Annotated in this window: 19 protein-coding genes; 8 read left to right on the forward strand and 11 right to left on the reverse strand. The window is 73.1% G+C overall.

The annotated features are described in order from the left end of the window. Positions 1-16: 16 nt before the first annotated feature. Together AMK27_RS12945 and AMK27_RS12950 are read left to right on the forward strand one after the other, a co-directional pair. Positions 17-1,711 carry an alpha/beta fold hydrolase gene (locus AMK27_RS12945; protein ID WP_073905740.1) on the forward strand — a complete coding sequence of 565 codons (1,695 nt, stop codon included), beginning with the start codon at positions 17-19 and terminating at the stop codon, positions 1,709-1,711. 178 nt (positions 1,712-1,889) lie between these two features. Beyond that, positions 1,890-2,744 (forward strand): DMT family transporter, encoded by an 855-nt coding sequence (locus tag AMK27_RS12950; protein WP_073905742.1) that lies wholly within the window; start codon positions 1,890-1,892, stop codon positions 2,742-2,744. A gap of 61 nt (positions 2,745-2,805) precedes the next feature. Here AMK27_RS12950 and AMK27_RS12955 read toward each other — a convergent pair whose 3' ends face one another. The 7 genes from AMK27_RS12955 to AMK27_RS12980 form a co-directional block, all read right to left on the reverse strand. Next, complete coding sequence (locus tag AMK27_RS12955; protein ID WP_079188375.1) at positions 2,806-3,723, reverse strand: ABC transporter permease; 918 nt, start codon at positions 3,721-3,723, stop codon at positions 2,806-2,808. Then, positions 3,720-4,883 (reverse strand): ABC transporter ATP-binding protein, encoded by a 1,164-nt coding sequence (locus tag AMK27_RS12960; protein WP_073905744.1) that lies wholly within the window; start codon positions 4,881-4,883, stop codon positions 3,720-3,722. Before AMK27_RS12960 ends, AMK27_RS12955 begins: the two co-directional genes overlap by 4 nt. A gap of 124 nt (positions 4,884-5,007) precedes the next feature. Then, complete coding sequence (locus AMK27_RS42995) at positions 5,008-5,163, reverse strand: VenA family class IV lanthipeptide (RefSeq protein WP_198955847.1); 156 nt, start codon at positions 5,161-5,163, stop codon at positions 5,008-5,010. 44 nt (positions 5,164-5,207) lie between these two features. After that, positions 5,208-7,952 (reverse strand): class IV lanthionine synthetase LanL, encoded by a 2,745-nt coding sequence (gene lanL, locus AMK27_RS12965; RefSeq protein WP_073905746.1) that lies wholly within the window; start codon positions 7,950-7,952, stop codon positions 5,208-5,210. A 273-nt stretch (positions 7,953-8,225) separates the two neighbouring features. Continuing rightward, on the reverse strand, positions 8,226-9,020 hold the full coding sequence (locus AMK27_RS12970; RefSeq protein WP_073906118.1) for an SDR family NAD(P)-dependent oxidoreductase: 795 nt from the start codon (positions 9,018-9,020) through the stop codon (positions 8,226-8,228). A 230-nt stretch (positions 9,021-9,250) separates the two neighbouring features. Next, positions 9,251-10,654, reverse strand: a complete 1,404-nt coding sequence (locus AMK27_RS12975; RefSeq protein WP_073905748.1) for a sulfatase family protein — start codon at positions 10,652-10,654, stop codon at positions 9,251-9,253. A gap of 422 nt (positions 10,655-11,076) precedes the next feature. Next, positions 11,077-12,522, reverse strand: coding sequence for a purine-cytosine permease family protein (locus AMK27_RS12980; protein ID WP_073905750.1), 1,446 nt, complete (start codon positions 12,520-12,522; stop codon positions 11,077-11,079). Positions 12,523-12,768: 246 nt separating this feature from the next. On the opposite strand from AMK27_RS12980, the gene AMK27_RS12985 reads away from it, so the two are divergent. Both AMK27_RS12985 and AMK27_RS12990 read left to right on the forward strand, forming a co-directional pair. Then, a complete protein-coding gene (locus AMK27_RS12985) occupies positions 12,769-13,473 on the forward strand; it encodes a class I SAM-dependent methyltransferase (RefSeq protein ID WP_073906119.1) in 705 nt (234 codons plus the stop codon). A 77-nt stretch (positions 13,474-13,550) separates the two neighbouring features. Beyond that, a complete protein-coding gene (locus AMK27_RS12990) occupies positions 13,551-14,177 on the forward strand; it encodes a hypothetical protein (protein ID WP_073905753.1) in 627 nt (208 codons plus the stop codon). Positions 14,178-14,251: 74 nt separating this feature from the next. Here the strand turns inward: AMK27_RS12990 and AMK27_RS12995 are convergent, their stop codons facing one another. After that, a complete protein-coding gene (locus AMK27_RS12995; RefSeq protein ID WP_073905755.1) occupies positions 14,252-14,722 on the reverse strand; it encodes a peptidase inhibitor family I36 protein in 471 nt (156 codons plus the stop codon). 192 nt (positions 14,723-14,914) lie between these two features. Then, positions 14,915-15,850: a hypothetical protein gene (locus tag AMK27_RS41795; RefSeq protein ID WP_073905758.1), complete on the reverse strand. Its 936-nt coding sequence runs from the start codon at positions 15,848-15,850 to the stop codon at positions 14,915-14,917. Between the two features lie 509 nt (positions 15,851-16,359). Here AMK27_RS41795 and AMK27_RS13005 point away from each other — a divergent pair. Then, entirely contained in the window at positions 16,360-17,895 is a 1,536-nt protein-coding gene (locus AMK27_RS13005; protein ID WP_241847449.1) for a family 43 glycosylhydrolase, read from the forward strand. A 79-nt stretch (positions 17,896-17,974) separates the two neighbouring features. On the opposite strand, the gene AMK27_RS13010 is transcribed toward AMK27_RS13005, so the two are convergent. Then, positions 17,975-18,862, reverse strand: a complete 888-nt coding sequence (locus AMK27_RS13010; RefSeq protein WP_073905763.1) for an XRE family transcriptional regulator — start codon at positions 18,860-18,862, stop codon at positions 17,975-17,977. A gap of 227 nt (positions 18,863-19,089) precedes the next feature. Here AMK27_RS13010 and AMK27_RS13015 point away from each other — a divergent pair, with 227 nt between their 5' ends. From AMK27_RS13015 to zwf, 3 genes are all read left to right on the forward strand, one after another. Next, positions 19,090-19,980 (forward strand): oxygenase MpaB family protein, encoded by an 891-nt coding sequence (locus AMK27_RS13015; protein ID WP_073905766.1) that lies wholly within the window; start codon positions 19,090-19,092, stop codon positions 19,978-19,980. An 88-nt stretch (positions 19,981-20,068) separates the two neighbouring features. Beyond that, the gene (locus AMK27_RS13020) at positions 20,069-20,911 is read left to right on the forward strand and encodes a universal stress protein (protein WP_073905769.1); all 843 of its coding nucleotides are present in this window, start codon (positions 20,069-20,071) and stop codon (positions 20,909-20,911) included. 191 nt (positions 20,912-21,102) lie between these two features. Further along, positions 21,103-22,554 carry a glucose-6-phosphate dehydrogenase gene (gene zwf, locus AMK27_RS13025; protein ID WP_241847450.1) on the forward strand — a complete coding sequence of 484 codons (1,452 nt, stop codon included), beginning with the start codon at positions 21,103-21,105 and terminating at the stop codon, positions 22,552-22,554. 39 nt (positions 22,555-22,593) lie between these two features. On the opposite strand, the gene AMK27_RS13030 is transcribed toward zwf, so the two are convergent. Further along, a complete protein-coding gene (locus tag AMK27_RS13030) occupies positions 22,594-23,145 on the reverse strand; it encodes a cytochrome b (RefSeq protein ID WP_073905772.1) in 552 nt (183 codons plus the stop codon). Positions 23,146-23,187 lie beyond the last annotated feature (42 nt).

A 23,187-nucleotide genomic window follows, 5' to 3' on the forward strand; every position in this document is an offset into this window, starting at 1 on the left:
ATCCGGAGGACGCACGATGTCCCCTCGCACGACCCCCCGTCGGCGCCCCGTGAGGCTCCCGGCGACGCTGGCGGGAGCCACGGCAGGCGCCCTCGTCGCAGGCCTCGTCGCGATGCCCGCGCACGCCGAGTCCGCGACCGACGGCCCGCACCGCCCGATCGGCACGGTCGCCCGCACGGTGGGCGACGCCCGCTTCGTACCGGGCCCCTGCCCCAGAACGGCGGACCCGATCCCGGACCTCGCACGGGCCCGCTGCGGCACCCTCACCGTGCCCGAGAACCGCTCCAAGCCCAAGGGCGCGGACAAGCCCAAGGGAGCCGAGGGCGCCGACGAGCACAAGGCACCCGACAAGCCCAAGGCATCCGACAAGCCCAGGGAGTCCGGAGCCCACCGGGGACGGACGATCACCCTCGCCGTCGCGATCATGCCCGCGGAGTCCCGCACCCCCGCGCCCGACCCGATCGTCTGGTTCGCCGGCGGACCCGGTGATGACGCGGTGTCCGAGATCCCGATGGCTCTCGCGGGCGGCCTGAACCGCGACCGCGACGTGATCTTCATGTCCCAGCGCGGCACCTACTCGGCCGACCCGGTGCTCACCTGTCCGAACATCGACGAGTTCAACGCCCGCGCCCTCGGCCTCGTCTCCAACGCGCCCGCCACCGGCCGCCTGCACGTCGAGGCGACCCGCGCCTGCCGCGACCGGGTGGACGGCCTGGGCGCCGACCGCAGCACGTACGACGACATCGAGAGCTCGGCCGACTACGAGGCCCTGCGCAGGACGCTGGGCGTCAGGAAGTGGAACGTCTTCGGCATCTCCTACGGCACCCACCTGGCGCTCAACTACATGCGCCTGCACCCGAAGGGCATCAGGTCGGTCGGCATCGACGGCGTCCTGCCGCCGTCCCTGGCCGGCGGAGCCGTCACCTGGAAGGCCGCGCGCGAGGGCTTCGACGGTCTGTTCAAGGCGTGCGCGGAGCAGCCCGCCTGCAACACCCGCTACCCGAACCTGAAGGCCACGTTCCTCCGTCTCGTCAGTGAGCTGGAGGCCGAGCCGATCACCACCACCGTCACGGTCCCGACGCAGCCGGAGCCGGTGAAGGTCGTCCTGGACGGGAGCAACCTGGTCGGCTGGCTGACCTCGGCCACCCACGTGGCGGCCGGAGTGCCCCGCTCCCTCGACGAGCTGGCCCACGGCAACCCGCAGCGGATCGCCGAGCAGCTCGCGGGCGGCAAGTACAGCCCGCAGGCCATCGGAAGGGTCGCCCACGGACTGGTCTACGGCGTCTTCTGCCGCCAGTGGACCCCATACGAGAGCCGGGCCGACATCATCCGGGGCGGCCGCCGCGCGTTCCCGTCGTTCCCCGGGTCGATGCTGGCCAACGCGCCGCAGCTCGCCTGGCTCCACGACGACTGCCGTGCCTGGGACGTCCCCCCGGCACCTGCCTGGATCCGGGACGTGACCCGCAGCGACATCCCGACCCTCGCCCTGTCCGGCGGCTTCGACGCCCAGACCGCGCCCAGCAACGGGGCCTACGTGGCCCGTACGCTGAGCCGGTCCCACGCCGTCACGGTGCCCTACGTGGCCCACGTGGTCTTCGCCGACTCGCCGTGCGCGCAGACGATCACCACCTCGTTCTTCGCCGACCCCGCCGCGCCGGACACCCGCTGCCTGGCCGGCCTCCAGCCGCCGCAGTTCGAGATCGCCCCCTAGGCGGGCGGGTTCGGCACCGCGCGCCGGAGACAGACCCCGCCGCCCGGCCCCCGCTCGTACCTGAGCGGGGGCCGGGCGTGTGTCGTCGCGGGCGCGGCATTGGCCCGACCGGGTCCTCCGTACGGGCGTCCGCCGGTGTCGTCCCCCAGCGGACCGCCGTCCCGGTGAGGATCGGTCCATGGGCGTCGTCCTGCCGGTTCTCTTCTCGCTGTTCGCCGCGTTCAGCAACGCGCTGGCCACGGTGCTCCAGCGGCGTGCGGCGCTCACCGTCCCGCAGTCCGACTCCTTCCGGCCCGGACTGATCCTCGACCTGCTGCACCGCCCCCTGTGGCTGGCCGGCATCCTCGCCGTCATCGCCGCGGGCGTCGGACAGGCGGCGGCCCTCGCGACCGGGCCGCTCGCCCTCGTGCAGCCGCTCTTCGTCCTCGAACTCCCCCTCGCCCTGCTGATCGCCACCCTCCTGACACGCGAACGACTGCCCGCCCGGCTCTGGGCCGCCGTGGCGGGGGTCGTCCTCGGCCTCGGAGTGGCGCTCGCGGCCGCCTCGCCCACCGGCAACCGCACCCATGTCGCACTGGACCGCTGGGTTCCGGTCCTCGTGGCGTGCGCCGTGGCCGTGGTCGCCCTCGCCGCCGTCGGACTGCGCAGACCACCGGGGCGCGCACGGGCCGGCTGTCTCGGCGCCGCGACGGCGATCTGCTACGCGCTCACCGCCGCCCTCATGAAGACGTCCATGCACATCCTCGGCGACGGCGGCATCGGCGCCTTCCTGACGGCCTGGCAGACCTACGCCTTCTGCGCGGCGGGGATCGCCGCCCTGCTGCTGCTCGAACACGCCATGCAGGGGGGTCCGCTCGTCGCCTCGCAGCCCGCCCTCACCCTGGGCGACGCCACCGTGAGCCTGAGCCTGGGCGTCCTGCTGTACGAGGAGCACGTACGGGCGGGCTGGTGGCTGCTGCCCCAGCTCGCGGGCATCGCACTCATCGTCCTCGGGGTGTTCGCGCTGGCGCGCAGCGGCGTCGGCACGTCCTGACCACACACTCCGGACGGTGCGTCACGCCGGGGTGTGCGGCCGGGACGTGCCGACAGCGGTGTCACTCGGGACGGTTGAAGCGCCGCGCGGCCCAGAGCAGCGCGAGGAGGCCCGTGGCGAGCAGGAGGCCGGCTTCGAGGGGCAGGGGCGGCTGACGGCCCGCCCATGCGATGCCGGTGACGGCCTGCTGGTCCGGTACGAGGTGGGTGATGCAGCGGCGGAGCAGGTCCACCGCGTAGGCGAGCGGGTTGGCGGCGGCGAGGGTCTGGGCCCAGCCGGGCAGCGTGTGCAGCGGGAAGAAGCCGCCGGAGAGGAACAGCAGCGGCATCATGATCAGCCCGAGGAGCGTGTGGAACGTCTCCGGCCTGCGGAGGGTGACGGCGAGGGCCAGAGCCAGAGCGGTGATGGTGAACGAGGCCAGGATCATCCCGCCGAGGAGCAGGCCGAGGAGGAGCGGGTCGTACGGCAGGCCGACCGTGCCCGCGAGGCAGAGCAGTACGGCGCCCTGCGCCGCGGCGGTGACGGTGCCGCCGACGCAGTGCCCCAGGAGCAGGGTGGCCCGGCTGACGGGGGCCATGAGGAGCTCCCGCAGGTAGCCGCTCTGCCGGTCGGTGATCAGACGGATGCCGACCATGATGGCCGGTGTCTGCACCGTCATCATCAGCATGCCCGGGAAGAGGTACGTCTGGTAGCCGACCCCCAGGGAGGACCGGGGGATGAGCGCGGCGAGGCCGCCTCCCAGGATGAGGAGGTAGAGCATCGGGTGGAGCAGCATCAGCGCGGTGTGGGTGCGCTGGCCCGCCAGGCGCAGCAGGTCGCGGTAGACCAGGGCGTGGATCGCGCGCAGCTCGTGCCGGAGCCGGGCCGGCCACCCGCTCCCGTGGGTCTCCGCGTTCCCGAGGGCCCCCGAGGTACCGGGCGCACCCGGGTCGTCCGGAGTCGGGGGAGTCTCCGGGGACTTCACCGTGAGGTCGGTCATCGGCTGCCGCCGGTTTCCGACGCGCCCACGCCCGCGGTGGTGGCGGCCGGCGCGCCGGCCATGGCCTTCGCGTGGCCGGGCTTGGCGGCGTCGAGGCTGCGGCCGGTGTGGTGGAAGAAGACGTCGTCGAGCGTGGGCGGCGCGGCGGAAGCGGCGTGGACGGCGATGCCGTGCCGTTGCAGGGCCGCGCACAGGCGCGGGATCCAGGTGCTGCCGTCCGGCAGCCGCAGGGAGACTCCGTCGCCGTCCGCGGCGACGGTCCGGTCCGGCGGCACGATGCCGCGCACGACCCGCCGTGCCTCGGTGTCGTCACCGGTACGCAGCACGACCAGGTCGTCTCCGATCGCGGCCTTCAGCGCGAGGGGCGTGCCCTGCGCGACCACGCGGCCCTGGTCGACGATGGCGAGGCGATCGCAGTTCTCGGCCTCCTCCAGGTAGTGGGTGGTGACGAAGAGCGTGCTGCCGTGCCGGTCGCGGAGCGCGCGCAGATGCTCCCAGACCTGGGCGCGGGCGTGCGGGTCGAGTCCGGTGGTCGGCTCGTCCAGGAACAGCACGCGGGGGGAGTGGAGCAAGGCCCGCGCGATCTCCAGGCGGCGTCGCATGCCGCCCGACAGGGTGCGTACCGGGGAGCGCCGTCGGTCGGTCAGCCCGGCCGTCTCCAGTACCTCCGCGGCGCGCGAGCGGGCGTGGCGACGGGCGAGCCCGTAGAGCCGTGCGTGGATGTGGAGGTTCTGCTCGGCCGTCAGGTCCGCGTCCAGAGCGCTGTGCTGGAAGAGCATGCCGACGCGTCGCCGTACCTCGTGGGGCCGCTCGACCACGTCGGCGCCGGCGACCGTGGCGTGACCGGAGGTGGGGCGGGCCAGGGCGCACAGCACGGCGATGGTGGTGGACTTCCCCGCACCGTTGGGCCCGAGGAAGGCGAAGGTCTCGCCCTGCGCCACGTCCAGGTCCAGGCCGCGTACCGCGTGGGTGGTGGTGCCCTGCGGGCCGGGGTAGCTCTTGACCAGGCCGCGCATGCTGATGGCGGGCTCGGGAGCGTGGCCGGCGGCGGGCGGGTGCGCGACGGCTTCCGCCACGAGGGCTGCGGGGGCGAGGCCGTCGACAGCGGCACGCTGCGGCGCGGGGTCGGGTCGGTCCTCATCACCGGTGGGTGGCTGCATGCGGTCGCGTCCTCGTCTACGGGTTCGCCGTCCGTGGCCGTCCTCGGCCACGCGGGCGCGCGGAAGGGGGCATCCGGCCGGCGGCTTCCCGGGTGGGCCGCCGGCCGGATGGTGGGTGTCTGTGCTACGCGCAGCTGATGCCGATACAGACCGTGTTGAGGAGGGTCAGCAGGCCGACGCACTCACACGTCGCGGCGAACGGCGCTCCGTCGACACCGACGGGGTCGGTCTCCGGAAGGGCGTGGAGGTGGGCGAGCAGCTCGATGTCCTGGTTCTCCATGGGATTCTCCTTCGTTGTTGAACTGGCGGCAGACTCCCTGCCGCTCAGACCGGCAGCTGGACCATCCAGTGCCGGGGGTCGGTGTGGCGGATCCGCAGGAGGAAGGCGAGGATTCCGGCGGATCCGTCGCTCCAGCTGGTCGAGACGTCCCCGTACTCGTTGGGGAAGACCACCTGGGCACGGCGTTGGGCCCTCTCGCTGACGATGAGGCGGGCCAGGTCCTCGGCCATGGTCCGGTGGACGGGGTCACCCGTCGCGTCCGCCATGTCGAGGAGGAAGTCACCGTTGCCCGCCAGGCCGTGGCACTGGGCGAGGGCGGCGCGCGAAGCGCGCTCGGTGACGGCGTACGTACTGCGGCGGGCGAGGTCGGCGTATCTGTCGTCCCCGGTGGCCTGCCACAGCCGGACGAGGAACGTCCCGATACCCGCCGCACCATGGCACCAGTACGGCGCCGTGGGCAGGTCCCCGGCCTGGGCGGGCCACTGGGCCGCTTCGCCCGTCAGCACGGCGTCGGCCACCAGCTGCTCGCCGACCTCGACCGCGAGGTCCTTGTGCTCCGGGCGCCCTGAGACGCTCGCGGCGGCCAGCAGGAAGCAGCCGATGCCGGAGCTTCCGTGGGCGAAGCCGAGGTAGCGTTTGCCGCCCTCCGACGAGGCTGCCTCCGCGGGAACGGGCCAGCTCACCCCGGACGGGTCACGCCGCGCCGCGGCGACCAGCCGGTCGGCCGCGTCGACGGCCAGTTCGGCGAACCGCGGGTCGCCGGTGCGCTGCCACAGGTGGACCGCGGCGAGCCCGCTGCCCGCGCTGCCGTGGGTGATGTCGTGATGGGGCGTCACCTGCTGCGGGGCCAGTGCCAGAGCCGACGCGTGCTCCATGAGCCCGCGGTCGTCCACGGCCCGCCCGGCGTCGTACAGGGCCCAGGCGGTGCCGCGTCCGCCGAAGTGCAGGCCGGGGCGCGGGGAACGGATATCGGCCCGGTCCGCGATCCAGCGGCCCGCGGTGGAGATCAGCTCGGGCAGACGCTCGTCACCGGTGAGTTCCCAGTACCGCGTCAGCACGGCCAGGACACCGGCCGCGCCCTGCTGGACGGTGCAGGGGTCGGACTCCCCGGCCAGGGTGGACACGGGCCACAGGCGGTGCGGGTCCGCGGGAGTCATCGAAGCGACGAGATGCTCCACCATGCCGGCCACGGCGTGGTCCACGGTCCCGGCCGTGTCCTGCGGCACGTCACCCAGGCCGCCCTCAGGGCGGTCCGCGTGCCGGACGGCGTCGCTCAGTCTCCGCCGAGGCTCCGCCTTCCCGAGGGCTTCGCGCGCCCGGGCGGGGTCCCACCGCTCGGCCGGATCGTCCTTCATCAGCCCGAGGATCATCTCCGCGAGGCCGTCGGACAGCCGGAGCGGTTCCGCACAGGCGGTCAGCCATGCGGCGAGCCGCTGCTCCGCCGTCCTGGTCGCCGGCTCGTCGGGCAGCAGGTTCGGCACCTTCCCGGCCAGGACGAAGCAGGCGGTGGCACCGAGGCTGTAGTAGTCGCCCGTCGGGCTGACAGGTGCGTCGTCCAGCCGTTCCGGGGCGCTGAAGCCGGGGGTTCCCACGCGGGTCGGCAGGGCCGCCTCGTCGTCGAGGACGGCGAGTTCGAGGTCGATGAGGCGCAGTTCGCCGTCGGGACGGACCATGACGTTGCCGGGGGTGAAGTCGCGCAGGACACAGCCTTGCGCGTGCGCAGCCGCGACCAGGTCCACGAGGCGTTCGACCTGGGCCGGCGCCTCGGCGCGGTAGCGTTCCGCTCCGGCGTCGCGGAAGTGCTCGGCGACCCAGTTCCGCAGGGTGATCCCCGGCACTTCCTCCTGGGCCAGGAAGAGGTGCCCGGCGTGCTCGAACAACGCCAGCGGCTCCGGAGCGAGCCCGGTGCCCTTGAGCTTCTCCAGGATCCGGGCCTCGGCGCGCAGCCAGTCGCGGACGTCGCAGCCGGAGGCGTCGGCCTCCACGTGCGGGCGGGCTTCCTTGATCACCACGGGGGCGCCCGTACCGGTGTCGGTGCCCCGGTAGACCCCGCCCTTGTTGGTGTGCCGGATGGCCTCCCGTACCGAGAACCGGCCACCGAGCAGCACCGGAGTCCTTACCGAGGCCGCCCCGTCCTTCCCGGCGGTGCCTTCGCTCCCGCTGCTTCCCTCCGCCGAGCGGGGTGCGACAGGAACCGTGGCGGGGAAGGGGCTGACCGCCCAGGACGGCGGAGAGTACTGCCCGGTGCGCTTGTCCTCGACGGGGTTGCCGTCGGGGTCCTCGATGAACCACACCAGCAGACCGTCGTCCGAGAGCCGCCGCCGGCCGACGAACGAGCCGTACCGGTAGTGCACCAGCGAGTGCACGGCGTACGGCTGGTCGGACAGGATCCGGGGCCCGGCCAGACCCGCCGTGGCCCCGTGCAACGCCTGGGCGAGCAGGGCCGCCTCGGCGTCGGAGCGAGGGTAGACGGTGATGAACTTGCCCGAGCTTCCCCGGGGCGTGGCACGGGAGTTGAGCGCACTCACCTGGTCGAGCGACCGGGCGAACTTGAACGCCGACTCCTCCCGCAGCAGCACGTCCAGGGCCTTCTCGAGGACAGCCGGCGCGGAGGCGGCCGTCGCCGACACGTGCAGCTTCCACCCCTGCTCGCGCCGTGTCCCCGTCCCCGGTGTGACACGGCACCACATCTCGTCCGAGTCGGCCGCCCAGCGTGCACCCGTACCCGTGGCGTGCAGCGCCTTGCGGAGAAGTCCTTCCAGTTCAACTTCGGTAGCCTGGCTCGTCATCGGTGTCCTTCTCGACAGTGAGGTCCGCTGATCGGAAGGTTCCCGGCGGCATATCCCGACCAACACATCACCCCTCGTATTCACTTGATCCAGCGAGCGCACAGCGCGACGGCGGCGTCGACGAGGTGCGCCCAGCGCAGAAGGAGGCTCACGAATACCGGCGGGTACGCCTCAGCCGTGCGGTGACCGCGTCACCGCACGGCTGAGTGCGCGCAGGCAGGGAGTGGGGAGAAAAGGCGAGGTCAGCGCGGAGCGCGCCGGCCGGACGCTTCGCTACGGCAGGATGGAGTCGACGTATCCGCCGTCCACGCGCAGTGCGCCGCCGGTCGTGGCGGACGCCTGCTCGGAGGCGAGGTACACCACCATGTGGGCGATCTCCTCGGGCTCGATGAGCCGCTGGAGCAGGGACTGCGGACGGTACTCGCGCATGAAGACGCGCTGCGCCTCGTCCCACGGCAGCGAACGGTCCACCAGCTCGTAGACGAACTGCTCCACGCCGCCCGTGTGCGTGGGGCCGGCGATGACGGAGTTGACCGTGACACCGGTCCCGGCCGCCTGCTTGGCGAAGCCGCGCGAGACCGCCAGAAGAGCCGTCTTGGACATGCCGTAGTGGATCATCTCGGCGGGGATGACCACGGCCGAGTCGCTCGCGATGTTCTGGATCCGGCCCCAGCCGCGCTCGCTCATGCCCGGGAGGTACTGACGGATGAGCCTCACCGCGGCCAGGACGTTCACCTCGAAGTAGCGCCGCCACTCGTCGTCGCTGATCTCCAGCGGGTCGGCCTCGCCGAAGACGCCGAGGTTGTTCACCAGGATGTCCACGTGCGGCAGCGCCTCGGCGGCCAGCCGCGCTCCCCGCTCGGTGGTGACATCGGCGACGACCGGGACCAGATCCGCGTCCGGGACCTCGGCGCGCAGGGCCGCGACGGCCTGCGCGACGCGCTCCTCGGTCCGCCCGTTGACGCCGACGCGGGCTCCGGCCCGGGCCAGACCCGCGGCGATCGCGGCACCGATCCCCTGGGTGGAGCCGGTGACCAGCGCGGTACGTCGTGTCAGATCGACGAGCATGGGGGCGGGCTCCTCACAGAACGCGGTGGGTGCGTCGGTCACCCCTGTCCGTTCCCGTACCCGCCGGGTGGCACGGAGCATCAGGAAACCCCGCACCACCCGCCGTACGGCCCAATCGACGGACGGTCCCATCGAGGCACGGCCCGATCGGCGCACGGCCACTCGACGGACGGCCCGATCGGCGACGGTGGCGCCGGCGGGATCGCTGCTCCCGCCGGCGCCGGCCGGGCTCAGTAGCGGAGCAGCCCCGCGTCGGTCCGTTCCCAGGCCGCCCGCAGCTCGGCGAGTCGCGCCGGTTCGAGCGGTGCCCGGTCCGCCTGCTCCCGGGAGTCCTCGGACAGGTCGAAGAGCTGGTCGCGACCGGACTTGCCCCGGTAGTACTTCCAGTCGCCGCGGCGCAGCGCCCGCTCGCCCCGCACCCGCCAGAAGAGGTCACGCTCCGGCACGTCGGCGCCGCGGAGCAGGTGCCCGGCGAGGCTGGTGCCGTCGAGGGGGTACGCGGGGTGGGGGCGGGCTCCGGCCAGCTCGAGCAGGGTCGCCGTCCAGTCGGGGGTGAACACCGGCAGGTCGCTGACCTGACCGCCGTCGATCCGGGCGGGCCAGCGGAGGATCGACGGGACGCGGATGCCGCCCTCCTGGAGCGAGCCCTTGTTGCCGGCGAGTGGCCAGTTGTAGGAGAAGCGCTCGCCGCCGTTGTCGCTGGCGAAGAAGACGAGGGTGTCCTGCTCCTGCCCGGAGCGCTTCAGCGCCTTGAGCACCTGGCCGATCGAGCGGTCGAGATCCTCGACCATCTCCTTGTACTTCTCGACGGAGCCGCCGTCCTGGTGCCACAGCGCGGAGCGGTCGCCGGCCTTGATGCGGCGGACGATCTCGTCGCTCGCCTCCTTGTCGCCGTCGGCTATCCAGGGCCAGTGCGGGGTGGTGAAGTTCAGGTTGAGCAGCCAGGGCCTGTCGTGGTCGCGGCTGACGTACTCCCCGGCGCGCTCGGTGAGGATCCGGGTGTAGTACCGCAGGTCCTTGTACTCGGCGTCCCCCTCGTACAGGTCGTACTCGCCGCCGAGACCGAGCTTCGAGTAGTACTCGAGCGCTCCGCCGAAGTTGCCGAAGAACTCGTCCCAGCCGGAACGCGTGGGGGAGTAGTCGGGCAGGTAGCCGCAGTGCCACTTGCCGATGAGGGCGGTGGAGTAACCGGAGTCCCGGAGGAGCGAGGCGAGCGTCGGATGGGTGGGTTCCAGGCCGACGGACTTGTCGGCGATCGGCTCGGCGAGCCCGCCCTTCGTACGGCCCGGGTAGCGGCCGGTGTAGAGGCTGAAGCGGGTGGGGGAGCAGGTCGCGGAACCGGAGTAGGCGTCGGTGAAGCGGACGCCCTCGCGGGCGAGACGGTCCAGGTGCGGTGTGCGGATGTGCGGGGATCCGTACGAGGAGAGGTCGGCCCAGCCGAGGTCGTCGCCCAGGATGAAGAGGATGTTGGGCCGTCGCGAGTGGCGGCGCGGATGCGCGGCACGGAAGGGGCGCTCCCGCGGTTCGCCCGCGGGAGCCGCGTGGGCGGCGGACGCGCCGGCTCCCAGGGCGGCGGCGGCTGCGGCGCCGGCGGCGACCCCGCCGAGGGCGCGGCGGGACAGGGGCGTGGACATACGGGACTCCAGGAGGGCGTGCAGGCATGCCTCCGGGGCTCGGTGGACGGGGTGAGCGGAGGAAGCGTGGGTGCGGGGTGAGTGGGAAGGACGCGACCGGTCAGCGGCGGCGACAGACAGCGCTCGCGACACGGACGAGGTCCACGTGTCGGTGTTGGACGTGGGTGACCGAGCGGTCACGCAAGGGCTGCATGGGGCAGGAGTCTTGTCGAGGTGTCAGCGGCCGTCAACGGCGTCGGGGCAGGTCGACGCGCGTAGTTCGCATGATCGAAACGCGAGCGGCTCCGCACGCGAGCCGCTCCGTACGCAGGCCGCTCCGCTGCGGCAGGTGTTCGGTGGGGCGGGCGACGACGCGTCGGGCGGGAGCGTCCGTACCGCTCCCGCCCGACGCGTCGTCGCCCGGTGGGCGCTCGGGGTACGTGTCAGCCGACGGGCGCGGCCGTGTCGTCGGCCTCGGTGACGGCCGGGTGGATCGTCTCGGCCGGGGGGTCGGCCGTGCGCCGCACCCACAGCCAGTACAGGGCCGCGGTGACCACGAGCCCGACGATCCACGAGATGTCGGCGCCGTCGAGACGCTTGGTGATCGCACCGGTGTACAGCTTGGTGGCCAGGAACGGGATCTGGACGGCGACGCCCACGGCGTAGCAGGTCAGCGCGGTGACGTTCCAGCGGCCGTAGCGGCCGGCCGGGTCGTACAGGGCGGGGATGTCGACGCGCTCGCGGGAGACCAGGTAGTAGTCGACCAGGTTGATCGCGCTCCACGGCGTGAACACCATCAGGATCAGCAGCACGAAGTTCTTGAAGTTGTCGAGGAAGTCGTCGCTGGCGGCCAGCGCGATGACCATCGACACCGCGGTGAAGCCGACGATGTAGGCGGCGCGGGCGCCGGCCGAGATGCGCGAGCGGCCGTCGAAGGCGGTGACGGTGGTCAGGATGGACATGAAGCCGCCGTACGCGTTGAGGCAGTTGACCGTCAGCTTGCCGACCACGATCACCAGGTAGACGAGGACGGCCAGGACCGCGGGTCCGGCCAGGTCGCCGAGGAAGCCCACCTGGTCGCTCAGGAAGGTCTTGCCGGCGACGGCGGCGGTCAGCCCTCCCAGCGTCATGGCCCACTGGGAGCCGATGACGGAGCCGGCGAACGTGGACCAGAAGGTCGCCCGCGTGCTGGTGTCGCGCGGCAGGTAGCGCGAGTAGTCGGCGACGTACGGGCCGAAGGTCAGCTGCCATCCGGCGCCGAGCCCCACGGCGAGGAGGAAGGTCGCCGTCTCGAACCCCTTGGTCCCGACGTGCGCGCCGACGTCGTACTGCGTGAACAGCCGCACGAGGAGGTAGCCGAGGCCGAGGACGCCGACGACCGTGGCGACGCGGCCCGCGATGTGGATGAGGCGGTAGCCGGTGACCGCGACCACGGCGGTCAGGGCGCCGAAGACGAGGATGCCGGCGTTCGTGTTGCCGATGTGCAGCATCTCGGAGAGCGCCTGGCCGGCGAGCACGCTGCCGGTCGCGGCGAAGCCGAGGTACATGAGGATCACCAGCAGCAGGGGCAGGACCGCCCCGTAAACGCCGAACTGCGCCCGGCTGGAGATCATCTGGGGGACGCCGAGCCGCGGTCCCTGGGCGGAGTGCAGCGCCATCACGATGCCGCCGAGCACGTTTCCGATCAGCAGCGCGGGTATCGCCCACAGCGCGTCGGCGCCGAAGACGACGGCGAGTGCGCCGTCGACGATCGCGGTGATCTGCATGTTGGCGCCGAACCACAGAGTGAACTGGCTCCGCGGCGTGCCGTGCCGCTCGGCGTCAGGGATGACTTCGATGGTGCGCGTCTCCACGGAGAGTCGCTCTCCGGGGGTGTGCTGGACCGGCATGGTGAAGACCTCTCCCGCAGCGGTTCCGGTGTGTCCGGACGAGGCGCAGCCGTTGACGCGTGACTGCGTGCGCCGAATCTCGCATGGGTCTCAACAGGTATCAAGATCTTGAATGGAGAATTTCAAATAGGTTCCGCTGCCGAGTCGACACCTTGCGTACCCCCGTCGGCCGCGCGTGCACAGGACGTCCAGTACGGTTTTTTGCCGGACCGGCAAGAATCGCGGCACGCGAGCGGCCGGATGGGCATGGTGGGGTCCGTGACCGAGAACACCGAAAACACCGCAGCGGGATCGCCCGCGTCCCACGCCCTCACCCCCCTCGTCGACGCATACGTCGGAGACCCCGCGGTACGGGCGGAATGGGACGACCGGTACCTCGACCGGCAACAGCTCTGGAGCGGCCGGCCGAACGGCGCGCTCGTGGCCGAGGTCGCCGGGCTCACCCCCGGACGCGTCCTCGACGTCGGCTGCGGTGAGGGCGCGGACGCCGTCTGGCTCGCGCGCCGCGGCTGGGACGTGACCGCGCTCGAGGTCTCGGGCGTGGCCCTGGAGCGGGCGGCCGGACACGCACGCGACGCGGGCGTCGCCGTCCGCTGGGTGCACGCCGCACTGACGGACGCGGCCCTCCCGCCGGCCTCGTTCGATCTGGTCTCCGCGCAGTACCCGGCGCTGCTGCGCACCCCTGACGCCGCTGCCGAGCGGGCGTTGGCCGGGGCCGTCGCGGTCGGCGGTGTGCTGCTGCTCGTCCACCACGCCGGAATGGACACCCGGCCGGCGGACGAGAGCGGCTTCGACCCGGCCGACTACGTCTGGCCCTCGATGGTCACGGCGGTCCTCGGTGACGACTGGGTGGTGGAGGTGGACGAACAGCGGGCCCGCGTGGCACCCGACGGCGGAGCCGGCGCGCACCACACGGACGATCTGGTGCTGCGCGCCCGCCGACTGCGCTGAGCGCGTCTCCCCCACCGAGGAGCACCAAGATCACCCCGGTCCGCGGCGGGGGCAGGAGTCGAACTAGTCTTCGCTGCATGGCCTTGCGACCTGACGAGTTCTACGACCACGCGCTCGCCGCCGCCGATGCCGAGCATCGGCTGCCTCTCGCGCGCATGACGGGGTGGAGCATCAGCCCCTTCGAGGCGGAAGGGCTGCGCGTCTCGCCCCTGCGCCCTCCGGTGCTGCCCGAGCCCCCGCGACACGGCGAGGACCCGTCCGACTGCGCGTCGTGCCGCGACCGCGGTGACGGCATCTGGTTCAACGACCGTTGGCGGCTCACGCGGATCGAGGGAGTCGGCGTGCCGCTCGTGCTGATGCTGCATCCGCTCGAGCACCACGACATGGCGGACCTGCCCGACGAGCTGGCGGCCGAGTTGGGGGTCCTGTCCACCCACATCGTCCGCCACGTGCAGGCCCTGCCCCATGTCTCCCGGGCCCACGTCTACCGCATCGGGGACGGCGGAGCGCACCTCCACATCTGGTTCTTCGCCCGGCCCGAGGGACAGACCCAGCTGTACGGGTCGTGGATGCCGGTCTGGGACGACCTGCTGCCGGAGTACCCGGCAGACGTCGCGGACGCGGACGCGGCGGCCGTGGCGGACGCGTTGGTGGCCTCCGCCGGCGGGAGTCGCACGCCTGCCGACGCCTCGACACCCGCCTGATCATCCACCGACAGGCCGGAGGGCCGGGCCGACGGGGAGTCCCCCGCCGTCCCGGCCCTCCGGTGCGTTGCGCGTCAGCAGGCGGATACCCACAGGTGCGACCCGACCCGGTCGTTGACGAGTTCGCCCTGGCCGTGACCCGGGCTGAAGAACCGCAGGCCGGACGCGCCGAGGTCGGGAAGCGAGTGCCCCTGGTGGAGGCAGACCCACGAGCCGTTCCAGTCGGTGTCGCGGTAGAGCTTCACGTCCTCGGCGACGCCGGGGTAGCCGTTGTTCCAGACGTCCGAGACCTTGTCACGGCAGCCGGCCCAGTTGGCGTTCGCGCTGTTCCAACGGCAGTGGAACCCGCCCGCGTGGGGGTGCTCCCAGGCGTAGAGGAAGCCGTCCGGTCCGGGTGCCGCGGCGGGGACGACGGCGGCCGGTGCCGTGGCGGCGCCGGGGAGGGCGGCCTCGGGCACGGCGCCGCGGGCGTCGGCGACCGGGGCGGTCAGCAGGGCGAGGGCTCCGGCGGTGAGTGCCGTCGCGAGGGCGCGAGAGATGCGCATGGTGTTTCTCCTTCTCGGATGCGATGCGATGCGATGGGATGCGGTGACTCGGAGGATCGGTCCATGGATCGATGGGCCGATGGGGGTGGATGGGTGGATGGGTGGATGGGGTGGTGCCGTCCGCTGTTCGTGCCGCGGTCGGCGGGCCGCCGCGTGCATGCGGCGCGCGGCGGAGCAGAAGGGGCAGGCGGATCAGGCCTGCGGGGGGTCGCCGAGGATCCGGCGGGCACGGGGCAGCGCGGCGGCCGTCAGCCTGTCCCGCGTCTCGATGTCCGCGCGGTACTCCTCGGCGAGGAGCCGGTCGTGGTGGGCGTCGAGGCGCCGGGCCGTCCGGGACAGTCCCGACTCCGCGGCGCACCGCACCTCTGCCAGGGCGAGCCGGATCTCGTGGTCCTCGGGAAAGGGGCGTACGGGGGAGAGCGCGGCGGCACGGGCAGCCGCCGGCGTCGCGAAGGCGTACCCGACGCGCCCCATGCAGCGCCGCCACACTCCCAGGCTCTTCTGGTAGCCGGAGTCGGCCACGACCCGGCTCCGGAGGATCTGCCGCAGCGTGCCCACGCGGATCGATGACCGGAACCAGGCACCGAGGTCTCCGTACAGCTGGTGCTGGGCCTCCGCGACACAGCCGCGATCGCTGCGGCGCATGGTTCCGCCGCCGGGGAGGCGTACCGTCAGCCCGTCCGGGGAGGGGCCGTTGGCGGTGACCAGCGCGGCGGCCTTGCGGTCCGTCGGCAGTGTGGCGAAGTAGGCGCGGTTCGGATCGCTCTTCGCGAGGGCCGCACGCTGCCGCCGCAGCTCGGCACCGTAGCCGTGCCGCAGGGCCCAGCCCGCGTCGTCGACGACGTACGGGAAGAGCGTGGACTCCGTCTCGTCGCCGAGCGGGAACACGCGGTACGTGAATCCGTGCCGGCCCATGCAGTCGCGCAGCAGCCGTTGTTCGGCGTCGTGCAGCAGCCGGTCGTCCGCGGTGGCCACCGTCGTGGCGATGAGGCGTGGTGGAGGTGGCCGTTCGCCCGCCGAAGGCCTGCCGGGGCCCGGCAGGGCGGTGACGGAGAGCGCGATCGTCGTACAGGCGACCGCCGCGGCGACGGCGAGCAGGGGGCGGCGGGCATGGCTGTTCCTGGGCATGAGGTCTCCTGCGGTGGATGTGGGGGTGCGGTCCCGTGACGGTCCGTCGGTGCCGGTCGCTGTGCGGGCACCAGGAGGCGTAGGCGGTCGGGACGTCCGGTAGAGGCGTCGGCACCGAGCGGTGCGGCGGCCGGACAACCGAAGTCTGTGCCGCTCGGCGAGCGGGCCGCAAGCGTGTCCCGGGTGCTTCGGCGAAGTCGGGATGCGGTGGGATCTCCACCTCTCTGACCTGCGGGGACGTCCCTGTCCCGGGACACGGGTGAGCGCGGGACAGGGCCGGGGGGCGAACCGTACGGCCATCGGGGTGAGGCACCGGCAGCGCCCTCCCGGCCGTCCGGCCGACCGCGCAGCGCCCCCTCGCCGGTCGTTCCGTCGTCCCGTCGGACGCGCAACGTGACGACCTCCGCGTCGTTCTCGTGGTGTGCTCCGCGCCTCCAGGGCGTGGGGGAGGGGAGCGTCGACGGCGTCGTCCGCGCGTGCGCGGCGACCGGAGCGGAAGGAGTCGATCGGTGCACGACCGGACCACGTCAGGAGGCGGACCGTTCCGCCGGGCGGGCGCGGGGCGCCGCGGGCGCCTCGCAGCGGTCGGCCGGGGGCGGACCGCTCTTCGCCGCCGAGGCTTCGCCACGGCCATGGCGGCGTTGGGCGCGGCCGCCTGTCTCGCCGCGTTCCCCGCCGGGGCCACGACGCCCGATCCGATCCGGGCTCCGGCGGCCGTACCGGACTCGGTCCGGGGCCGGACGACGGAGGAACCCCGGTTTCTCCCGGCCGGTGCCGCCGCTGCCTCCCCGACCGCACCCGTCCTCGACCGGGAGTTCGCCGACCCGGACGTCGTGGAGGTCGACGGGGTGTTCCACGCCTACGCCACCAACGTCGCCGGCCGGCACGTCCAGCACGCCACCTCCACCGACCTGGTCCATTGGACGGTCGACGAGAAGGACGTCCTGCCGGTGCCGGGCGACTGGGTCAAGCCCGACCCTCCGCGCGACGTCTGGGCCCCTGAGGTCTTCGACAACGGCGACGGGTTCACCCTCCAGTACACGGCGCGCGACCGCGTCGGCGGGCGCCAGTGCATCGGCGCCGCCCTGGCGTCCTCGCCCGACGGCCCCTTCCGGCCGGCCGGGGACGCCGCCCTGGTCTGTCCGACGGAGGCGGGCGGCGCGATCGACGCGTCGAGTTACACGGAGAACGGCACCCGCCATCTGCTCTGGAAGAGCGACGGGAACTGCTGCGGACTGGACACCTGGCTCCACATCCAGCCCGTCTCGTGGGACGGCACGCGCGTCACCGGCGAACCGGTCCGGCTCCTCAGGCAGGACCGCGCGTGGGAGGGCGGCCTCGTCGAGGCCCCGACGCTGGTCAAGCGAGACGGCCGTTACGTCCTCCTGTACTCGGCCGGCGACTACCGCACCACCGGGTACGCGACGGGCTGGGCCATCGCCGACGCGCTCACCGGCCCCTATGTGAAGGGGGACGAGCCGCTCCTGACCACGGACTCCTTCTCGGGAACCATCGGCGGACCGGGCGGCCAGGACGTCGTGACCGGCCCCGGCGGCCGGGACCGCATCCTCTTCCACGGCCGGGGCGCCGACCCCTCACGGCGCGCGCTGTACGTGGCGGACCTCGGCTTCGCGGACGGCCGCCCGGTCGTCCGGGGCAGCAAGACGCTCCACCAGGCGGAGCTCGCGCGGGTGCACCGGGCGACGATCCGCGAGGCGAAGGACGCGTGGGGCGGCCGGGCCGTCGGGCACATCGACGAACCGGACAGTTTCGTGGAGTTCCGGGTCTACGCGGCCTCCTCGGGGCCGCACACCCTGACCGTCCGCTACGGCAACGGCTCGCTGGACGCGGCGGGTGCGCCGGCCGCCGCGACGCACGGACTGACGGTCAACGGCGCGGCCGTCGGCGTCGTCGAATACCCGTACACGGGCTGGGACGCATGGCAGCCGCGTGAGGTCCCGGTGGAGCTGCGGGAGGGGTGGAACACTCTCCGGCTGTCGAAGGGGGAGCGCTACACGGAGCTGGACGCCGTGCAGGTGGCGTAGACCCGCCCTACATGCCCCGCCCGGGCCGGCTTCCCCCCCACCCGGCCCGCTTCTCCCGCTCAGGCCCGCTCTTCCCGGCTCAGGCCCACCTCTGTCGGACGGTCCGGTCGCAGGTCAGCACCCGCAGGCCTTCCGGACTGTCGTCCAGGCAGCGTCGGGTCGAGGCGCTGCGGACCTCGAACGACGAGTCGCTCCCCGCGCTGACGGACCAGCGCTGGGAGGCGGCCGGCCCGCAGGGTCCGGTGCGCAGGCCGTCGGCGCCGTGGTCCAGGCACTTGCCCGTCGCGTGGTTCCGGAGCTGCGTGCCGCCGTCCGCAGTGGTGTACACCGTCCAGCGCTGGTACGACATGCCGTTGCACGGGAAGGAACGCGTGCCCTTGTCGAGGCTGTCGTCGAGACAGGCCCCCGTGGCCCGGCTGACGAAGATCCTGTCGTGCTCCCGCGCGCCCGACGTGCCGTGCGTCGCCACGGGCGGGGCGTCGTCACCAGGGGCCGGGGCCGACCCCGGAGGCCGTACGAGGAGGACGCTCCCGGCACCGAGCACCAGCCCGAGTACGGTCCCGGCGAGGGCCCAGGCGGTACGCCCGCGCCGGAAGGAGGGGCGCCCGCTCGGGGCGGGCTCGGCGAGGGTGTCTGCTGTCGGATCGCCGTCGGCGACGAGCGGTGGAGCGGCCGCGTCCCGCTGACCGGACCGGTCGGTCTGCACCGGTCTGCGCTGGCTGCGGTCGGCCGCTTCCCACAGGTGCCGGAACTCGGCGGGGTCGCCGTCCAGCGCCCGGCACAGGTCGTGGACCGTGGACCACGGGGGGACCGTGCTGCCGCAGAAGTACCGGGACAGGGACGAATCGCTGATGCGCACGCTCTCTTCGAGGGCGCGGAGCGTGCGACCGGAACGCCGCTGGAGGTCGCGCAGCGCCTGGCCGAGCACCACCGCCGGTTCCCTGTCGTCGGGCCTGTCCGCAGCCATGGGGGCGTCCTTCTGTTCGGGCCGCACGCGAGGTGCGGTCAACCGGCCGCGCAGGCGGGGAACATGCTGTTTCAGCAGTTCAGAACCGTAGGATGCGGCCGATCTTGGTGGCAACCGGATCCACTCTCCCGGAGGAGTCCGGCCCTTGCGGTTGACGGAGTCCCGAGCGGCGGAGCGCCCGCGCCGCCGCCTCGGCGTTCCGCGTGCCCGCGCGCGACGATGGAAGCGTGAACCTGTCCGAGAAGTCGGGTCCGGGCCTGCGGGAGCGGGTCGGCACCAGCCTGTTCAGTCATGTCGCCGGGCCCGCGGGAGCACAGAACCGGGCCCGCATCCACGGCGCCCCCGGTCCGCGCTGGTTCGGCCCCGAGCGGCCCATCCGCACCGTCCACGGGGACGCGTCCATGTTCATCGGCGGCCTGAGCGCGCTCCTCCTGCAGTCCTTGCACCCGCGCGCGATGGCCGCCGTCGCCGGGCACTCCGGCTTCCGGAGCGACCCCTGGGGGCGCCTCCAGCGGACCAGTACCTTCCTCGCCTTCACGACCTACGGCACCGCCGAGGACGCCCAGCGTGCCGTGGACCACGTCCGTGAGGTGCACGAGCGGATCCGCGGGACCACGCCCGCCGGCGAGCCCTACCACGCGGCCGACCCGCACCTGCTGTGCTGGGTGCACGTGGCGGAGGTGGACAGCTTCCTGCGCGCACACCAGCGCTTCGGCGCCGGCCCGCTGGACGGCGCCGGCTGCGACGCGTACATCGCCGACGCGGCGCGGGTGGCCCACGCCCTCGGCGTCCCCGATCCGCCGCGCGACCGCGCCGCCCTCGCGGCCCGGCTGGCGCACTACCGACCCGAACTCCGTGCCACCCCCCAGGCCCGGGACGCGGCCCGCTTCGTACTCCGCGAACCGCCTCTGCCCTGGGTCGCCCGCGGCCCCTACGCCGTACTCGCGTCGAACGCGGTCCGGCTGCTGCCGCCGTGGGCCCGCACGCTGCTGGACCTCCACACGGCGCCGTACCTGCCGGAAGACCTCGTACGACTGTCCGGACGGGCGCTGACGGGGACGATCCGGTGGGCGATGGCGGCCCTGCCACCCCGGGAGGAGCTCGCCGCGCCGCACTGACGGCTCCCACCGGCCACGCCGGCCGTGCGGTCGCCCGGTCGGGCCCGCCGGGGGTGCCGGACTCCTCCGACGGCTCCACAGTGGCCCCATGAGGCAGATCGCAGTAGGAGTGAACGGGTCGAGCGGGAGCCTGGCGGCGGTCGACTGGGCGGCCGAGGAGGCCGCGTCCCGCGGAGCCGGGCTCCAGCTGGTGAACGCGTCGCTGTGGCCGGAGCACCAGGTCGTCGCCGTACGGGAGTCGCGTGACGTCCGTACCGAGCGGGCGAAGGCCCTGCTGGTGGAGGCGAGCGAGCGCGCCCGCACGCGCCACCCGGACGTCGTCACGGCCACCGAGGAGACCGAGGACGCCCCCTCCCGCCTTCTGCTGGCCCGTGCGGCCGATGCCGAGCTGCTGGTCCTGGGATCGCACCGGGCGGGCGGGGGCTCCGGATACGTCTCCGGCCACGTCGCCCAGGAGGTCCTGGCCGCGGCGGAACGCCCGGTGGTGCTGGTCCGCGAGGGCGACCGCCCGGCCGGCGACGGGCGGGTCGTCCTCGGTCTGGACGTGCATCACCCCGCGGACGAGCTCCTGGGCTTCGCCTTCGACTTCGCGGCCCGCCGCGAGGTCCCCCTGCACATCGTGTCGGCCTGGCACTCCGCCCTGCCGCACCACCGTGACGGCGCTGCCGGATCCCAGGCGGCCGCCGACCTGCGGACGGCGCTCTCGGCCGCCACGGAACGCCACCGGACCCGGTTCGCGCAGGTCGACCTCACCGAGGAGGTCGTCCACGACAGGCCCGGCAGCAGCCTGCTCGACGCGGCCTCCGGCGCCGGACTGCTGGTGGTGGGCCGCCGGACACGGCGGGCGATGCCGGGTACCCACCTCGGCTCCGTGACCCAGGCGGCGCTCCATCACGTGGCCTGCCCCGTGGCCGTCGTCTCCCACGCCTGAGCGGACGACGGAGCCGGGGCGTACCCCGTCCTCCCCGGCAGTGCGGCTCTTCGAGCCCGGCGCGACCCGAAACGGGCCTTCGCTCGTCGGGGGTGCGCCACCCCTGACGGCTCACCCCCGACAGCTCACGGGCGAGGCCCACTCCGCTACGCACGGCGCACACGGCGGCCGTGGAGAAAGGAAGGTCCGACGTGGCCACACCTCCCAGCACCGGCGGGCCCACCCCCGACGACCACGTCATCGTCATCTCCGGCGCCACCGGCGACCTCGCTCGCCGCAAACTCCTCCCGGGCCTGTACCACCTGGCCCGGGCAGGGCTGCTTCCCGACCGCTACCGCATCGTTGGATCGGCCCCCGCCGCTGTCGCCCTGGGCGACGACGCGTTCCGCGCCCACGCGCGCGAGGCGGTCGCGGAGTTCGGCCGGAGCAAGCCCGAGGGCGGGGACTGGCGGGACTTCGAGAGCCGGCTGACCTTCGGCGCGGCCGACCCGGAGGATCCCGGCCCGCTCGTCACGGCCGTCCGCGAGGCCGAGCGGGAGATCGGCGGCAGTCCGCGACTCCTCCACCACCTCGCCGTACCCCCGCAGGCCTGTGCCTCGGTCGTGGGGATGCTCGGTGCCTGCGGGCTGGCCGAGGACGCCCGGGTGATCGTGGAGAAGCCCTTCGGTACGGACCTCGCCTCCGCCCGTGCCCTCAACCAGGCCCTCCACACCGTCTTCGACGAGTCCCGCGTCTTCCGGATCGACCACTTCCTGGGCAAGGAGTCCGTCGACAACATCCTCGCCCTGCGCTTCGCCAACGGACTCCTCGAACCGGTCTGGAACCGCGACCACATCAGCCACGTACAGATCGACGTCCCGGAACACATCGACATCCAGGGCCGCGCCCACTTCTTCGAAGGCACCGGCACCTTCCGCGACATGATCGTCACGCACCTGTTCCAGCTCCTCGGGTTCGTCGCCATGGAGCCGCCGGCCACCCTGGACGCCGACTCCCTCCGTACGGAGAAGGACAAGGTGTTCCAGAGCCTGCGCCCCCTCGACCCGGCCCAGGTGGTCCGCGGACAGTACGACGGCTACCGCGACGAACCCGGCGTCGACCCGGCCTCCGACACCGAGACCCTCGCGGCGCTGCGGCTCGAGATCGACAACTGGCGCTGGGCCGGCGTCCCCTTCTACCTCCGCTCGGGCAAGGCACTCGCCGAGAGCCGCCACGTCATCACCCTGGGATTCCGCGAACCGCCCCTGCGGATGTTCCCGCTGGCCGCGCAGGAGTCCGCCGACGGGCGCCACAACGAACTGGTCATCGACTTCGACGACCCCGGAACCATCACCGCACGCTTCCTCGCCAAGCGGCCCGGCCCCGACATGCGCCTGGCCCAGGCCGAGATGGTGTTCGACTACGCCGGTTCCTTCACCCAGGACCACGCGCTGGAGGGCTACGAGCGCCTCATCCTGGACGCGATGCTCGGGGACCAGTCCCTCTTCACCGACGCCGCGGGCATCGAGCGCCTCTGGGAGGTGGCCACCCCCCTCCTGCAGTCCCCGCCGCCGGTCGAGCCGTACGCGCGGGGATCCTGGGGACCGGACAGTGTGCGAGAGCTCGTCCTACCCCATCGCTGGTACCTGCCGGAAGGCGGCTGACGCCACGCCACCACCCCCGTGAGCAGCAGCCTTTCCGGCTCACAGCATGCGGGCCAGCAGATGGTCACGGTTGATCAGCTGGTGCTTGAGGACCAGTCCGACATGAGCCGCGAAGGCGACGTAGAGGAGCACCTGGGCGGCGATGTGGACGGGGAGGAGGTCGTCGCCGGACAGCAGGAGGGCGAGACCGGTGGCGGGTGCGGCGAACGTGGCAGCGTACAGGACGAGTTCCGTGGCGTGGGCGAGGCGGCGCTCCCCGGCGGTGAGGGTCGGTGCCCACGGTGGAAGGGGCGTGGCCAGTCGCCAGACGAGCCGCGTGATGCCGAGCAGCAGCACGGCACCGCCGATGACCACGTGGACGGTGAGCAGCGTGTCGTCCCCGAAGGGGCTGTATGCGTCGTCGTCCCCGCCGCGGCCCCGCCCTCTTCCGGAGTCCTCGCCCCGGCCGCGGCCCCGTCCCCGGCCGCCGTCGTCCGCGTCCAGGAGGTAGCCCACGGTGAACTGCGCGGCGATGGCCGCGAACAGCGCCCAGTGCAGCGTCCTGGTGACGATCCCGTAGCCGTGCGGACCGTTGCGTAGCTCGGAGCCCATGGGTCCAACGTGCCTCATCCGCCGGCCCGATCGCGTCGCGAC

This window comes from Streptomyces sp. CB02009 (assembly GCF_001905825.1).
Lineage (GTDB): Bacteria > Actinomycetota > Actinomycetes > Streptomycetales > Streptomycetaceae > Streptomyces.

What these genes read in the sequence shown, in the direction of transcription:
- AMK27_RS41795 (WP_073905758.1), bottom strand. Translation starts at nt 15,850, where the DNA reads ATGCCCAGGAACAGCCATGCCCGCCGCCCCCTGCTCGCCGTCGCCGCG.
- AMK27_RS12960 (WP_073905744.1), bottom strand. Translation starts at nt 4,883, where the DNA reads ATGCAGCCACCCACCGGTGATGAGGACCGACCCGACCCCGCGCCGCAG.
- AMK27_RS13030 (WP_073905772.1), bottom strand. Translation starts at nt 23,145, where the DNA reads ATGGGCTCCGAGCTACGCAACGGTCCGCACGGCTACGGGATCGTCACC.
- AMK27_RS13010 (WP_073905763.1), bottom strand. Translation starts at nt 18,862, where the DNA reads ATGGCTGCGGACAGGCCCGACGACAGGGAACCGGCGGTGGTGCTCGGC.
- AMK27_RS13020 (WP_073905769.1), top strand. Translation starts at nt 20,069, where the DNA reads ATGAGGCAGATCGCAGTAGGAGTGAACGGGTCGAGCGGGAGCCTGGCG.
- AMK27_RS12980 (WP_073905750.1), bottom strand. Translation starts at nt 12,522, where the DNA reads ATGCCGGTCCAGCACACCCCCGGAGAGCGACTCTCCGTGGAGACGCGC.
- AMK27_RS12990 (WP_073905753.1), top strand. Translation starts at nt 13,551, where the DNA reads ATGGCCTTGCGACCTGACGAGTTCTACGACCACGCGCTCGCCGCCGCC.
- AMK27_RS12995 (WP_073905755.1), bottom strand. Translation starts at nt 14,722, where the DNA reads ATGCGCATCTCTCGCGCCCTCGCGACGGCACTCACCGCCGGAGCCCTC.
- AMK27_RS42995 (WP_198955847.1), bottom strand. Translation starts at nt 5,163, where the DNA reads ATGGAGAACCAGGACATCGAGCTGCTCGCCCACCTCCACGCCCTTCCG.
- AMK27_RS12970 (WP_073906118.1), bottom strand. Translation starts at nt 9,020, where the DNA reads ATGCTCGTCGATCTGACACGACGTACCGCGCTGGTCACCGGCTCCACC.
- AMK27_RS12975 (WP_073905748.1), bottom strand. Translation starts at nt 10,654, where the DNA reads ATGTCCACGCCCCTGTCCCGCCGCGCCCTCGGCGGGGTCGCCGCCGGC.
- AMK27_RS12955 (WP_079188375.1), bottom strand. Translation starts at nt 3,723, where the DNA reads ATGACCGACCTCACGGTGAAGTCCCCGGAGACTCCCCCGACTCCGGAC.
- AMK27_RS12950 (WP_073905742.1), top strand. Translation starts at nt 1,890, where the DNA reads ATGGGCGTCGTCCTGCCGGTTCTCTTCTCGCTGTTCGCCGCGTTCAGC.
- AMK27_RS12985 (WP_073906119.1), top strand. Translation starts at nt 12,769, where the DNA reads ATGGTGGGGTCCGTGACCGAGAACACCGAAAACACCGCAGCGGGATCG.
- lanL (WP_073905746.1), bottom strand. Translation starts at nt 7,952, where the DNA reads ATGACGAGCCAGGCTACCGAAGTTGAACTGGAAGGACTTCTCCGCAAG.
- AMK27_RS12945 (WP_073905740.1), top strand. Translation starts at nt 17, where the DNA reads ATGTCCCCTCGCACGACCCCCCGTCGGCGCCCCGTGAGGCTCCCGGCG.